General features: G+C 58.8%; 10 protein-coding genes and 1 pseudogene. 4 read left to right on the plus strand and 7 right to left on the minus strand.

The window, feature by feature from the left end; translation table 11 throughout:
- Window positions 1–448 (plus strand): bifunctional ornithine acetyltransferase/N-acetylglutamate synthase (locus tag V7665_RS09305; RefSeq protein ID WP_335664261.1); only part of this gene is annotated, 448 nt, incomplete at its 5' end.
- 4 nt (window positions 449–452) lie between these two features.
- The gene (locus V7665_RS09310) at window positions 453–1,259 is read left to right on the plus strand and encodes an inositol monophosphatase family protein (protein ID WP_335664262.1); all 807 of its coding nucleotides are present in this window, start codon (window positions 453–455) and stop codon (window positions 1,257–1,259) included.
- Here V7665_RS09310 and trxA read toward each other — a convergent pair.
- The 7 genes from trxA to V7665_RS09345 form a co-directional block, all read right to left on the minus strand.
- Window positions 1,256–1,582: a thioredoxin TrxA gene (trxA, locus tag V7665_RS09315; RefSeq protein WP_335664263.1), complete on the minus strand. Its 327-nt coding sequence runs from the start codon at window positions 1,580–1,582 to the stop codon at window positions 1,256–1,258. The genes V7665_RS09310 and trxA overlap by 4 nt on opposite strands.
- Window positions 1,583–1,657: 75 nt before the next feature.
- Complete coding sequence (gene addA, locus V7665_RS09320; protein ID WP_335664264.1) at window positions 1,658–5,110, minus strand: double-strand break repair helicase AddA; 3,453 nt, start codon at window positions 5,108–5,110, stop codon at window positions 1,658–1,660.
- A complete protein-coding gene (gene addB, locus V7665_RS09325) occupies window positions 5,103–8,102 on the minus strand; it encodes a double-strand break repair protein AddB (protein ID WP_335664265.1) in 3,000 nt (999 codons plus the stop codon). The genes addA and addB overlap by 8 nt, the downstream gene beginning before the upstream one ends.
- Window positions 8,095–8,811, minus strand: coding sequence for a nucleotidyltransferase family protein (locus V7665_RS09330; protein WP_335664266.1), 717 nt, complete (start codon window positions 8,809–8,811; stop codon window positions 8,095–8,097). The genes addB and V7665_RS09330 overlap by 8 nt, the downstream gene beginning before the upstream one ends.
- Entirely contained in the window at window positions 8,808–9,794 is a 987-nt protein-coding gene (locus V7665_RS09335) for an aminoglycoside phosphotransferase family protein (RefSeq protein WP_335664271.1), read from the minus strand. The genes V7665_RS09330 and V7665_RS09335 overlap by 4 nt, the downstream gene beginning before the upstream one ends.
- The gene (tsaE, locus tag V7665_RS09340) at window positions 9,791–10,237 is read right to left on the minus strand and encodes a tRNA (adenosine(37)-N6)-threonylcarbamoyltransferase complex ATPase subunit type 1 TsaE (RefSeq protein WP_335664267.1); all 447 of its coding nucleotides are present in this window, start codon (window positions 10,235–10,237) and stop codon (window positions 9,791–9,793) included. The genes V7665_RS09335 and tsaE overlap by 4 nt, the downstream gene beginning before the upstream one ends.
- 4 nt (window positions 10,238–10,241) lie before the next feature.
- Window positions 10,242–12,593 carry a sensor histidine kinase gene (locus V7665_RS09345; RefSeq protein ID WP_335664268.1) on the minus strand — a complete coding sequence of 784 codons (2,352 nt, stop codon included), beginning with the start codon at window positions 12,591–12,593 and terminating at the stop codon, window positions 10,242–10,244.
- Between the two features lie 113 nt (window positions 12,594–12,706).
- Here V7665_RS09345 and moaB point away from each other — a divergent pair, with 113 nt between their 5' ends.
- Both moaB and V7665_RS09355 read left to right on the plus strand, forming a co-directional pair.
- Window positions 12,707–13,234, plus strand: coding sequence for a molybdenum cofactor biosynthesis protein B (moaB, locus tag V7665_RS09350; RefSeq protein ID WP_335664269.1), 528 nt, complete (start codon window positions 12,707–12,709; stop codon window positions 13,232–13,234).
- A 48-nt stretch (window positions 13,235–13,282) separates the two neighbouring features.
- Window positions 13,283–13,726: pseudogene (locus tag V7665_RS09355) on the plus strand (PA0069 family radical SAM protein); the annotation flags it as partial.

Consider the following 13,726-nt stretch of genomic DNA (forward strand, 5'->3'; position numbering starts at 1 on the left):
CCAGGCCGCGCTGAGCGATCTGTGCATGCAATTGGCGCATCTGGTGGTGCGCGATGGCGAAGGCGCGAGCAAATTTATCGAAATCGCCGTGACCGGAGCGGAAAGCGACGACAGCGCCAAGCGCATTGCCCTGTCGATCGCCAATTCTCCGCTGGTCAAGACCGCCATTGCCGGTGAAGACGCCAATTGGGGCCGGGTGGTGATGGCGGTTGGCAAGGCTGGCGAACCGGCCGATCGTGACCGGCTGGCAATCAGCTTTGGCGGCGTCACCGTGGCCCGCGAAGGTCTTGTCGTTCCGGATTATGATGAAGCACCGGTGGCGGCGCATCTTAAGGGCAATGAAATCGATATTGCCGTCGATATCGGTCTTGGCAATGGCAGGGCAACGGTCTGGACCTGTGATCTGACCCACGGCTATATCGATATCAACGCCGATTACCGGAGCTAGCGCTTTGCACGAACTCTATCAGCCCGTTCTCGACATAATCGAAAATGCGTCGCGGGATATCGTGCTGCCTTATTATCAGAATCTCAAATCTCACCAGATTGACGAGAAGACCCCCGGGGATCTGGTGACGGTGGCAGACAAGCTTAGCGAGAAATTTATCGAAGGGGCCCTTGCGGCGCTGTTGCCGGAAGCAAAGATTGTGGGCGAAGAAGCCTTTGCCGCCGATGAGGCGGTTATCGATCAATTGGCCGATGGTCAGGTTTGGATCATCGATCCGATTGACGGCACCGGCAATTATGCGGCCGGAAAGCCGCCCTTCGGCATCATGATTGCCCTGGCCGAGCAGAATGAAACCGTGGCCGGCTGGCTCTATGATCCGCTCAATGCGCGCATCTGCCATGCGGTTAAAAATGGCGGGGCCTTTATCAATGGAGAACCGGTCACAGTGCCGGAGGGTCATCCGGACCGGCCGGTTGCCGCGCTGGCAACCGGGTTCATGGCGCCCGAAGAGCGAGATGCTCTGGTGAGCGCTGCGAAACCTTATTATGAGATTGTCGACATTCCGCGCTGCGCCGCAGAGCAATATCCGCGGCTGGTGCAAGGCACCAACCATATTTCCATATTTCACCGCACCCTGCCCTGGGATCATGCGTCAGGGGTTTTGTTTCTCAACGAAGCAGGCGGAAAATGTGCGCGCTGGGATGGTTCGGAATATCGTCCAGCGGACCACAAAAAGGGACTGCTCGGCGCTTCGTCACCGAAACTGTGGCACGAAGCAGCCGAGCAGCTTGGGGATATTTTCAGAAGCTAGGCAGGCAGACTGGACTCGAGCCAGGATTTAAGCTGGCTTTTTGGCGCCGCGCCAACCTTGGTTTCAACCGCGACACCGTTGTGGAACAGGATCATGGTCGGAATACCGCGCACGCCATATTTCGCCGGCGCGTCCGGACTGTCGTCGATGTTGAGCTTGGCAATAGTCACCTTGCCAACCAGTTCATCGCTGATCTCTTCGAGTGCAGGGCCGATCATCTTGCAAGGGCCGCACCATTCTGCCCAGAAATCGACCAGAACCGGGCCGTCCGCTTTCAGAACATCGCCTTCAAAACTTGCGTCGGTAATTGCTTTGGTAGCCATAACGAATCTCCAATTGTTTAAACTCTATTTAGGTATGGTGGTGCCTTCGCTCAAGCGCATTGGCCAAAAGGATTTTCATGTCGGCTCAAAGCCGGGCTTGTTCTGCTCGATCAGACTGGCGGAAAGCTCCAGCATTTCCGGGCCATGCGAGTATAAAAGCCCGGCCCGGATCGGGCGCGCCGGAAAAATCTTTTCCAGTGCAGCGACATAAGCTGCCATCTGCCGGAGATAGGCGACCGGAGCATTCGCAGCACTATCTGGAACCCGGCGACCAGTCTTGAAATCCACGACATAAATATAGTCATCGGTGATCAGCAGCCGGTCCACCGTGCCGGATATGACATGTTCTCCGACAACCGCAGCGATCGGGGCTTCTGCGAGACTTTCCGGTGCGAACAAGGCGGACCATTGCGGATTGTCCATGATCGCCAGAACCGTCTTGATGATCTCCGTACGCCGGGCCGGATCGGCGATTTGCTTCTGTTTTGCCAGCCAGCGGTCGGCGACGTCCACACGGCGTTCGGGCTCGATATTCGGCAAGCGCTGAAACAGGCTGTGCAGCAAAATTCCGCGTTCGGCGGCATCCCGCATGCTCAGATCAGGCGGCGGATTGCTGGCATCATCGGGGCCGAGATGTGAAGGGGTCAAGGGACGCGGTGGTCGCGATTCTTCCGGTGCCGGCCGGAACAACCAGTCCGGCAAAGGTGCTTTTCCTGCTTCCGGATCGATGGCGCGGTCGATGACAGATGGCGCGGCAGGCTTGTTCTGGCTCTCTGTCCGATATTCGCGAACCGCAACCCAGTCCGGGTCTTCCCGCCAGTCCGAGCCCAAGGCAATCAGCCCGCGTTCCATCGCGCCATACCAGCTCAATTCCGGGACTTCTCCTTTGGCCCTTGGGCCCAGAACCCCGGCAACGACAAGATGTTCCTCCGCCCGGGTCATCGCGACGTAGAGCAGCCGCCAATGTTCTTCCATCGCGACCTTGTCGGCATAGGCCGCATGTTCGGCCAATATGCCGACTCGCTCTGCCTTGCGGACCGGGACCACCGGATATTCCAGTTCGCGATCGGTCCCCTCGCCGAGTTTGATGGCAAAGCCGCCGCTTTTCTTGCTCGCCGGATCAAAGGTCGCATTGGCGAGGATCACCAGCGGCGCCTGCAACCCCTTTGCGCCATGGACGGTCATCAGACGCACTTCATTGCCGCCCTCGACCTGCTCGCGCTTGATCTCGACATCGCCCCGGTCAAACCAGTCGAGAAAGCCCTGCAAGGTCGGGATATGATCCCGCTCAAAGGCGAGAGCCGTCGCCAGCAGTTCGTCGAGCGGGTCGACCGCTGCATGGCTGAGGCGCGCCAGCAATTTGCGCCTGCCCTGCATCGGGCCGGACAATATCGTCTCGAGAAACTGATAGGGCGTGTTGAAATCGGCCATCGCCAGCAATTGCATCAACGGATTTATCTGCTCGCCCAGCCCATCCTGTCGGCGTAAAAATTCCCAAAGGCTTTTGTCGGCCTGTTTCGGCCCGCGATGGCCGCGCGCCAGCAGATCCTCTTGCGTCCAGCCCAGCAGCGGCGACACCAGCAGACTGGCGAGATTGAGATCATCATTCGGCTGCAGCACGAAGCGGATCGCCGCCAGCAGGTCCTGAACAACCAGCGGCTGATTCAGGCGGATACGGTCGATTCCGGCCACCGGTACTTTCTCGGCAAACAGACGGGCGACGATGAGCGCGCTCAGTTCATCGCGCTTGCTCACCAATATCAAGATATCTTTGGGTTGCAGCGCCCGGTTTTTCTGGTCAAGCCAAAGCGGGTTTTCCGGCGACAGCCATTGCTTGATCTGCACCGCCAGCTGCTGCGCAAAAACCCGTTTCTCTTCGCTGGCCCAGGATTCCTCATCCTCGTCATCACCGTCGCTGCCATTGGCAATTGGTTTCCACAGCGTCACGCTGCCGCTGGCCTCTGGATAATTGCTGCGATGTTCGGGGACCCGATGATCCAGCCCCAATTGCTCATGGCTGAGCTGTTCGAGCGTCGCGTCGACGACGTCCAGAATCGGCGGGGTCGAACGGAAACTGCGGTCCAGCGACAGATCGCCGAACGGCTGTTCCGACGCCTCTGCCAGGGCAAAAAATTCGGTTCGCGCATTGGCATAATTATGCGGGCTGGTGCCCTGAAAGCCGAATATCGCCTGCTTGAAGTCGCCAACCGTGAACAGGGTCCGGTGCCGTTCCGGATCGGCGCCGATGCCGGCAAAAAATTCACCCGCCAGCGCCCGGACGATCTCCCATTGCGCGAGATTGGTGTCCTGCGCCTCGTCGATCAATATATGATCGGTGCGCTGGTCGAGCTTGTAGCGGATCCAGGCCGCCATATCGCTTTTCTGCAGCAGCCGGGCGGTCATCCGGATCATGTCGTCAAAATCGACGACGCCATGCAGTTTCTTTGCGTCGGCATAACGATAGTAGAAGGCGCGCCCGGCTTCCAGCGCCCCCGCGAACAGATCGGCATATTCGAACAGGACCGCTTTTTCGAGCAGGCCGTTGCTCCATTCGAACAAGGAACCGGCAATAAAATCATAGTCCGGCAGGGCTTTGAGCAGCCCCTTGGTGGCCTTGGGCGGCGCGCCGGTGGTCTTGGTCGCCCAGGCCAGATGAACCTCCGACAAGGCAGCGGCGCGCTCTTGCGGATTGAGGGTTAACCAGAGCCGGATCGCCAACTGGCGTTCCTGTTCCTTCTTGCCGCCAGATTCCGCCATCGCATCGCGCAACAAGCTGATCGCGCGGAGGTCGATCGCTTCGTCACTGCAGCGCTCCGCCAGCCAGGACAGCGCGTCACCTTCGATGGGAAGGCCCAGCAATTGCCGGACAAAGGGCAGCACGCCGGTGGCGAGATTTTCCATTGCATCGGCTTTGGCCGCACAGGCCATCAGAAATTGTTCGGTGGCCTCTTCGCCCATCCGGACGCTCAATTGCTGGATCGCTTCGATGATTTCAGGTCGCCCTGTCCGCTCTTCTTCGAGCAGCAGATCACCCAGGGCGTCGCGCGCCAAAATTTTCTGGTCGCGCGCCTCGATCGGCTTGAACATCGAGGCAATACCGGCTTCCTCCGGAAAGGAAGCGAGCAGCGACTGGCAAAAGCCATGGATCGTCATGATCCGCAAACCGCCGCCCTGCGCATCAAGAACGCGGGCAAATAAAGTCCGCGCGCGGTCTCTGGTGTCTGGTCCGGTCGATGCGCCGATCGCGGCGAGATCATTGGCCAACAGGATATCGTCCATCCGAACCCAGGCGGCCAGTTGCCGATTGATCCGTTCCGCCATTTCGGCGGCGCCCGCCTTGGTGAAGGTCAGGCAAAGAATATGCTCGGGATCGACCTTTTCCGTCAGCAGCAGGCGAAACACCCGCGCCGTGAGAACCTGGGTCTTGCCGGTGCCGGCAGAGGCGCTGAGCCAGATATTGGTTTCGGGCTCGACCGCATCGATCTGCCGGTCCTTGAGCGGAAAGATTTTGGGCTTGTCTTTACTCATGATCCGGCACCTCCGCCGGTGCGCGGCCATACCATTCTTCGAGCCGCATCAGCTGGTCATAATCGGCATAGCGGGCATATTCCGGATGCAGCTTGGCGGTCATCGGTTCCGCGCCCTTCAGATAACAATCGGCTGCCTCGTTGAACCGGGCAACAGCATGGTCGACCATCGCATCCGCCGCGATGATATTGTCGCCGCGCCCCTGTGTGGGCGAGCGGACATGGCCGAAATTGTCGGTGCCACTCTTTTTCGCCAGCGACCAATATTCGAAGGCAACCGCCTCGCCTTCAATGTCCTTGAAGCCACCCAGCTCGGCTATCGCGGCGAGCAGTCCCAGTTGCAGATTATAGCCTTCGATCACCGCCTTGTTGCTCGGTGCGCCGCCGGTCTTGTAATCGACAATCGCCAGACCGCCCTCCGGCATCCGGTCAATGCGATCGGCGATGCCGGACAGTTCGACACCGGCAATCTCGGCCTTGCCGTAAATTTCGGAGGCAATCGGCTCCCGTCCGGTCTTGCCATTGGCCGCGAGCGTATCGGCGATCCAGGCGAGACCCTCTAGCAGGCGCGGCGCCCACAGGCTGCGCATCAGCGGGTGCAGGCCGGGATCGTTGAGAAATGCCTGCGCCCTTTCGCGCAGCGCGCCGGGTGCATAATGGTCCTGCTTGGCCCATTGATCGAGGATGTCGTGAATGATCGTCCCGCGCCAGGCCGCGCTCGGGTCGGCGTCGATCATATCGAGCGAGGCGAAGCCCATGATCTTTTTCGCATAGAATGAATAAGGATCGGCGATCAGACTATCGACCTGGGTTACCGAAATCGGGATAAGGCGCTGTTCCGCACTCGGCATCGGCGCGGGGCGTTCATAGGGCGGGGATTCCATTTTAGGCTGGTCGATCGCGGACATCCAGGTTCGGGCCTCTGGATGTTCCTTCAGATTATCGCCGCACATGCCTTTCAGCCGGAGCAGGAAGCGCGAGGCAATCGCCGGTCCGGAATCATCCCGGCGCGCCCGCGACAATATGACTTTCTTCGCCCCCATCGCTCCGACCAGATCATGGGCGGAAAGACCGATTTGCCGTTCCTGTGCCGTTAGCCCGAGCGATTTGCGGATCATCGGTGCGAGCCAGGGATCGGGGGTTATCGCTTGCGGCCAGCTGCCCTCGTTGAGGCCGCAGCAGATCACCAGTTCCGACTGTTGCAGGCGCGCTTCCAGCAGACCATAAAGCGCGATCCGCGGATGGCCGCCATAAGGCGGGCGCACCGATATTTCGGCCATCAGAGTCTCGAAATAGCCGGCCAGTTCATTGGCCGCGATGCGGATCGGACCCATTTCCGCCCGGACCTGCAATTTCGTCAGCAATTCGGCCAGTTCCCGTCCACCCGGGCCAGCCCAGATCGCGCCATCGGTCAAGGTCTCGGCCAGTTGCCGCAACTGATCCAGCAGATGCGGCCAGTCCAGCGGCGGCGCGAACAGATTTTCCATCGGCGCGAACATCATGCGGGTAGATTTCCACCACGGCGCGATTGCTTCGCGCAGTTTCTTCGTCCGGCGGTTGTCGCTCTTTAGCAGCGCATCAATGCCCGCCAGCCCCGGCGCTGGTCGCGGGCCGCGGAGCAGCAGGTCGAGCTGGCGGACTTGGTCGAGCCATAAGAGCCGCCCGTCGCCGCGCTGCACCAGCGGATGTTTGAGCAAGGCGAGAAATTCTGCCGGCGGAAAACCATCGGCGACCGCCGCCAGCAGGTTCAGAAAGAACACGCCTTCCGGCAGCTTTGCGAGAGGCTGGCCGGCGGTGTCATCGACCTGAATTTCCCAGCGTTTCAGATGGGAGGAAATCCGCGTTGCCAGGGACCGGTCCGGCGTGACAATCGCTACCCGTTGATCCGGGTCTTCCAGCGCCTCGCGGGCCAGCAGGGCGATGATCTGGGCTTCTTCGGCGCTGTTGCCCGCCTCGACCGTCTGCACCCCGGCAAGACTGCGCTCACTGCTTTCCAGTGTCTGCCAGCGCACGGTCAGCTTCGGGATCGCGAAGGCATTGCTCAGCGCCCGGCTGCGCTTGGCCGCAGCGCCGCTTTCGCCGGTACGCGGCCAGCGCAGGATTTCGCCGCGCGCGATCGACATCCGGTCGAGCAATAATTTCATGTGATATTGCGGATGGGTTTCCTGCGCACGCTTGATATGGCCGTTTTCCGGATCGGGCTTGAACGGGCCCAGCAAGTCCCATTCCTCGTCCGGCATGATCAGGTCGAGGTCGGGCAGGACCACGAGCCCCGAGGGCATGAAAGCTATGGTTTCCAGAAAGCGGGCGATAGCGGGCGCGGAGGTGGTGACGCCCGCCGCGACGACAAAATGACCGGGCGGCGATGTTTTCCAGCTTTTCGCGATATGGTCGAACAACGCGTTGCGGCGCACCGCCTGATCAACCCGCTGCCATTTTTCCAGCTGTTGCCGCCATTTTTCCGCAATGATCAGGAAGAAGCGATAGGAATCCTGCCAGTGACTGGACAGGTCGAGACTGTCCGGTTCCGTTTTCATCAGGTCAGCCAGCGAAATTTCTTCGATATTCAGCTGGTCGAGCGTGCGGGCAAATTCCCGCGCCAGCCGCAGCGCATCCTTTGCCAATATCGCATCCTCGCGCAGCCGGATTTCCTTCTGGATCAATTGCGCCAGGGTGAGCAGCCGATCCATCGGATCGACGGCGGCCGGAATATCCAGCGCCAATTCCCCGGAATCGAGCGCTACACCGATCGATTCATCCAGATCGAGATCGCCGATTACCGCCATTTGCGGCAGCAACAGCCCATCTTCGCTGAGCCGGACGAAAGCTTCCTGCAATGCCCGCTGAGCGCGGTTATTGGGCAATATGACGAGGCCGCGGGCCAGCCCGAAGGCATCCTTGGCAAAGCGGTCAATCAGTCCCTGCGCCAGCGCATCGGCAAAGCCGCCGTGCGCGGCGATATTGTAAATCGATGGCCGACGGCGGTCAGACATGCGCCAGCGCGGCTTCTGTCGGCGCTATCGCTTCCGGCGAGCCAACTTCGAACCATTCGCCCTGGTGAACGGCTCCAAACAAACGACCTTCGCCGATCGCCCGTTCCCAGAATATATTGGTCGAAAAGGGACCGGCGGGCGCGTCGCGCAAAAGGCGTTTGGAAAGCAGCTGGATACCGGAATAGATCAGCGGTGCTTCCTGTCCCGGCAGCTTGCGCGAAATGCGGTTCTCGTCATCAAGATGAAAATCGCCGGTGCCCTGATAATTATGCGCCGAGATTCGCGGCACCAGCAGCAACAGCGCGTCCATCTGCTCCTCGTCCCAGGCTTGCGCCAGTTGATGCAGGCTGTTGGTCGGGCCATCGGTCCACAGATTGTCGCTGTTGATGCAGAAAAATGTTGCTTCCGCGATCAAAGGCTCGGCTTGCACCAATCCGCCGCCGGTCTCCAGCAACTCTTCTCGCTCGTCGGAAACCCGGATATCGATCGGATAGGGCAAGGCAGCAAGATGGGCTTCCATCATGTCTGCCAGATAATGCACGTTGACCACGGCCTTGCCTATGCCCGCTTCGACAAGCTTGTCAAAACAATGGTCGATCATCGCCTTGCCCGCCACTTCGACCAGCGGCTTCGGCCGATTTTCGGTCAGCGGGCGCATGCGTTTGCCCAGTCCGGCCGCCATGATCATCGCGGTTTCGACCTTGATCATCGAGTGGCTTTCGGCACCGGGATCGGCCGAACGCGCACTTCGCTCGGAATATTCTGGTCAAACCATTTGGTGACCGGTGCAAGCGCAGGGTGACGCAGGTCTTTCTCCAGCAGACGCCACATTCTGGGCAGGAAATCAAGATAGCGCTGTTTACCGTCCCGCACCGAAAGCCGGGTGAATATGCCGATGATCTTGGTGTTTCGCTGCGCGCCCAAGATTGCATAATGATTGCGAAATATTTCTGCCGCGTCCTTGCCATGATCAGCCAGATAATAAGCGAGCATATTCTCCTCGAGTTCATCCGACACGTCGCGGCGGGCATCCTGCAACATCGACACCAGATCATAGGCGGGATGGCCGTTCAGCGCGTCCTGGAAATCCAGCAGGCCAAACGTGCCATCTTCTAGCAGCATGATATTCTCGGCATGATAGTCGCGCATCACCGTTACCGGAGGGTCTTGCGCCGCGATAACGGGTTCCAGTATCTCCCGCCAGATCGCCTCGAAACTTGCTGCGTCCACGTCCAGTTGCTGGGCCGGACAATAATATTCGGTCAGCAAATTGGCTTCGCGCAAATATTGCGCCTGATCATATTCCGCTATCGGGGCCGCCGGCACCTTATGCAATTCCCGCAGCAGATCGACGGCCTGACGATAGATCGCGTCCTCATCCTCTGGATGGTCATCTAGATGCTCGCGCATCCGCTGATCACCAAAATCCTCCAGCAGAACCAGGCCTTGAGTCAGGTCGCGCGCAAAAATCTCGGGTGCAGCAAAGCCGGAGCTCGTTAGATATTCGGCAATAGCGATAAACGGCTTCGGATCTTCATGCGGCGGCGGCGCATCCATCAATATGGCCCGGCGATCACCATCGCGGACGCGGAAATAGCGGCGGAAAGACGCGTCTCCCGCCACCGGCGACAATATTGCGTCGCCCCACCCATATTGTTTCAAAAAATCTGCCGCTGCTGCTGGCGGTTTCATGTCAGTGGCCATCGATTGTTCCAAGCGTTACCGGCGTTCCAAGTCAACCGGCGATTGCCCTCGCCGGTTATTTCCAGTTCAATATTGAGCGCATCCTGCCAGAAACTGTCGGGCATCCGGTCGGGCCATTCGACGATCATCGCGCCATCGATCAGCGAGTCTTCCAGACCGAGTTCGGGAATTTCCTCCGGGTCTTCAATCCGGTACAGATCTACATGGGCGACCGGGATTCTGGTTTCGGGCGGTTCATAGGGCTGGACAATCGCGAAGGTCGGACTTGGCACTTCGCCGCGATAGCCCAGCCCTGCCAATATGCCTCTCGCCAATGTCGTTTTTCCGGCCCCGAGCGTGCCTTTCAGCGCAATTTTGTCTCCTGCTCGCAGCAAGGCGCCCAATTCTCGCCCGACATCAAGGGTCGCCTGCACATCCTCCAATATCAACATTCTGTCATTGCCTCGGCAGATGCAGGGTTACCAGCGTGCCCTGACCCGGTTCGGACGTCAGGGTCAGGTCGCCGCCATGGGCCCGGACCAATTGACGCGCCAATGGCAGGCCAAGGCCTCCCGATTTCTCATTTGTCTTTTGATCACGCGAACGGGCGAAACTGTCGAACACCTTGGACTGGTCGCCGGCGGTCATCCCGGGGCCATCGTCGGATATGTGGATCAGCGCCTGCTTCACATTGCCGGATCCGTGAATGAGCACCCTGCCGCCTTGGCCGGTATATTTGATCGCATTGTCGATGATCTGAGAAATCGCCTGGCTGAGCCGCTTCTTGTCGGCCATCGCCGATCCGAGTTTTTCGTCCAGCTGCAGCTCCATCCCGATATTCTTGGCTTTCGCTTCATCGGCGAAATGGCCTGCTAGATCCTCGATCAACTTGTTCAGATTGACCTTGTCCTTGGCAATCGGCAGCGCGCCGGCTTCGCTTTGGCTCAGGTCGAGGACATTTTCGATCTGGTTGCCCAGACGTTTGACCGACTGCAGGATCGCGCGCACATATTCATGGCCGCGGTCGGTCAGCGGTCCGGCAATGCCCTGATCCAGAAGCTCCGCAAACCCGCCTATGGACGTAAGCGGAGTGCGAAATTCGTAACTCATATTGGACAGGAAGCTGCCCTTTATCGAGTCCGCTTCGACCAGCGCCTCATTGCGTTCGCGCAGCGCCTGTTCGATCCGATAGCTATCCGAAATATCGAGCATGGTGAACAATGCATTGCCATCGGGCAGCGGGATGGCGGCAAATTCATAGCGCCGTCCGTCAGCGAAGTTGAGACGTCCGCCTTTCTGTTGACGCTCGGTCGTCGCGCTGCGCACCATTTCGCGCACTTCCGAGATGCGCGCGGGCTGTTTTAACTGGACAGCCATTCTCTGCATCAGTGAATCCACGCGCGGATGCTTGCCCAGATCCTCTTCATCAAGACCCCAGTTATTGGCAAATTGATGGTTCCAGATATTCAATTTTCCATCGGCGGCAAAAACGGCGAGGGATTCAAACAGATTGTCAAAGGTCGCGGTCCTGACTCTGAGCAGGGTATCGCGGGCGCTCGCCAGTTGAACCTGTTCGGTGCGGTCTTCGAAAATGACCAGCAACCCGCCATCCGGAGTCGGATTGGCCAGCACCCTCAGATGGGTTCCGTCGGCCAGCAGCCAGTTTTCTTCAATCGCCTTGGTGGACTGGAACCAGCCGGTTCGTTCCTCGCGCCATTCCGGAAAATCACGGACTTCCGGAATCCGGTTCATTTCGCGCATACGATCCAGCACACGCGGGAATTCGGGCCGTTCCGCCATCCATTGCTGACGCATGGAAAAAATACGCTGGAATGGAAGATTGCAGAATTTCAGCGACTTATCCGCACCGAAATGGGCCACGCCGGCAGAAATCTTGTCGAGCATATCCCGCTGCGATTCACCGAAACGTCGCTGCTCCCGCCGGGCGTCTTCCAGTTCCTGAATGTCGATGGCATAACCAGCGATACCAGACCTGCCAAGCGGCACATCGACCACCTGTGTCATGCGTCGCTCGCCGCCTACCGTTGTCGCAACGACCCGCTCAAATGGTTCGCCTTTGTCCCTTGCCCGGGCAGCGGCATCGACCGGACGGAACCCGTCGATCGTCTCCACCAGTTCAATGCCATCAGCGACTACCTGTTCTCCATTTTCGGCATCGACGGCGGCAACATAGGCGCTGTTGACCAAAGTCAGGCGCAGGTCGGGAGACCGGTGCCACATCGGCACCGGAGCCGCCTCGATCAGAGCGGAGAGCGCATCAAATGCCGCGCGCGCTGCTTCGTTTTCATCGCGAAGCTTGGCGATCTGCCCTTCGCTGTCCGTCGCGTCGAAAACCCACAAAAGCGCACTGCCATTCGGCGCGATTTTCTGATCCGCCAGTCCGCCACGGATCAGCAGCGCCTTGTCCGAACCGCGTATTTTTATCGCACGAACAAAGCTGCTTCCGGTTTTCTGCGCCAGATTGATATCCTGCATCAGCGCATCCAGATCTTGCCGAACCATCCCGCGGGATTCCTCGTGCAATTCCGAGATATGCGCAGGCAGATGATCAAAACCAAGCCAGTGCATCAGGCGCTGCGAAGCCTCCAATTTGCCATCGGATCGCACCAGCAACGGCAGAGCAGGTGATGTTTCAAGCAATCGCCCCAGTCTTCCGGATTGCCGCACGGTCGATTCAGCCTTGTTCTTCATCGCCAGGCCAGTCCATATTGCCCAAGCGGCAGTGCCCAGCCAGGCAGCAAGAATGAGGCCCAAAATTACGGCGGTAAGATCCGGGACGTTCGTCATTGACTAAATCGATTAGACGGATAGTTAACCTACGAAAACCCCTATTCTTTATGACTTGGAAAAGCGCCGCGGACTAAGTTATTCACGGCGGCGGAATAAAGCGGAGAACAACCATGCCGATTGACGAAAGCCGGGTCTTCAAACCGATCAATATCGCGCTGCTGACCGTTTCCGATACACGTACGCTGAAAGACGACACATCCGGTGATATATTGGCCGAACGGATCGCGCAGAAAGGCCACATATTATTGCATCGCAATTTGCTGAGAGACGAGAAATCCATTCTCGTGGCACAACTCCACACGTGGATTGACGACGAGCAAGTCGATGTCATCATCACCACCGGCGGCACTGGTCTGACCGGCCGCGATATTACGCCGGAAGCGCTAAACACGGTCAAGGACAAGGATATTCCCGGCTTCGGCGAATTGTTCCGCTATCTGAGCATCGCCAAAATCGGCACCTCCACGGTGCAATCGCGCGCGTGCGCCGTGGTTGCGCGCGGAACCTATATATTCGCGCTGCCCGGCTCCAATGGCGCCGTGAAAGATGGCTGGGACGGCATATTGGACACCCAGCTGGACAGCCGCCATCGCCCCTGCAATTTTGTCGAGCTGATCCCCAGGCTGCTTGAAAAATAGCGATTCAATCTATTTGTTCTTTATATGTTCTCATAGTATGAAGAGCGGATGGCCGACAAAAATCCAATATATCCTGAGGCGCAAAAAGGCAGGGGTGCGCCATCCAATAGGGTGTCGCAGCGTTTCAACCTGCAAGACCGGGAGATCGACGGCGACTGGCTCGATGAACGGGACCGTATCGGAGACAGCGCCGCCAAGCTGAGGACCGACGTCACGATCGAATTTCCCAAATCGATCATCAATTACAACCAATCCCCCGACCTGCCGTTCGACCGCTCGATCAACGCCTATCGCGGTTGCGAACATGGTTGCGTCTATTGCTATGCAAGGCCAACCCACGCTTATCATGACCTCTCCCCCGGTCTCGATTTCGAAAGCAAGCTGTTCGCCAAACCCAATGCCGCCGAGCTGCTCCGCCAGACCTTTGCCAAACCGAACTACCAGCCGGCCAGCCTCGCCATCGGCACCAACACCGATCCCTATCAGCCGATT

Origin of the sequence: Parasphingorhabdus sp. (assembly GCF_036964675.1) — a bacterium.
Classification (GTDB): Bacteria; Pseudomonadota; Alphaproteobacteria; order Sphingomonadales; family Sphingomonadaceae; genus Parasphingorhabdus.

What these genes read in the sequence shown, in the direction of transcription:
- addA (WP_335664264.1), bottom strand. Translation starts at nt 5,110, where the DNA reads ATGAGTAAAGACAAGCCCAAAATCTTTCCGCTCAAGGACCGGCAGATC.
- V7665_RS09345 (WP_335664268.1), bottom strand. Translation starts at nt 12,593, where the DNA reads ATGACGAACGTCCCGGATCTTACCGCCGTAATTTTGGGCCTCATTCTT.
- trxA (WP_335664263.1), bottom strand. Translation starts at nt 1,582, where the DNA reads ATGGCTACCAAAGCAATTACCGACGCAAGTTTTGAAGGCGATGTTCTG.
- V7665_RS09335 (WP_335664271.1), bottom strand. Translation starts at nt 9,794, where the DNA reads ATGAAACCGCCAGCAGCAGCGGCAGATTTTTTGAAACAATATGGGTGG.
- tsaE (WP_335664267.1), bottom strand. Translation starts at nt 10,237, where the DNA reads ATGTTGATATTGGAGGATGTGCAGGCGACCCTTGATGTCGGGCGAGAA.
- V7665_RS09330 (WP_335664266.1), bottom strand. Translation starts at nt 8,811, where the DNA reads ATGATCAAGGTCGAAACCGCGATGATCATGGCGGCCGGACTGGGCAAA.
- moaB (WP_335664269.1), top strand. Translation starts at nt 12,707, where the DNA reads ATGCCGATTGACGAAAGCCGGGTCTTCAAACCGATCAATATCGCGCTG.
- addB (WP_335664265.1), bottom strand. Translation starts at nt 8,102, where the DNA reads ATGTCTGACCGCCGTCGGCCATCGATTTACAATATCGCCGCGCACGGC.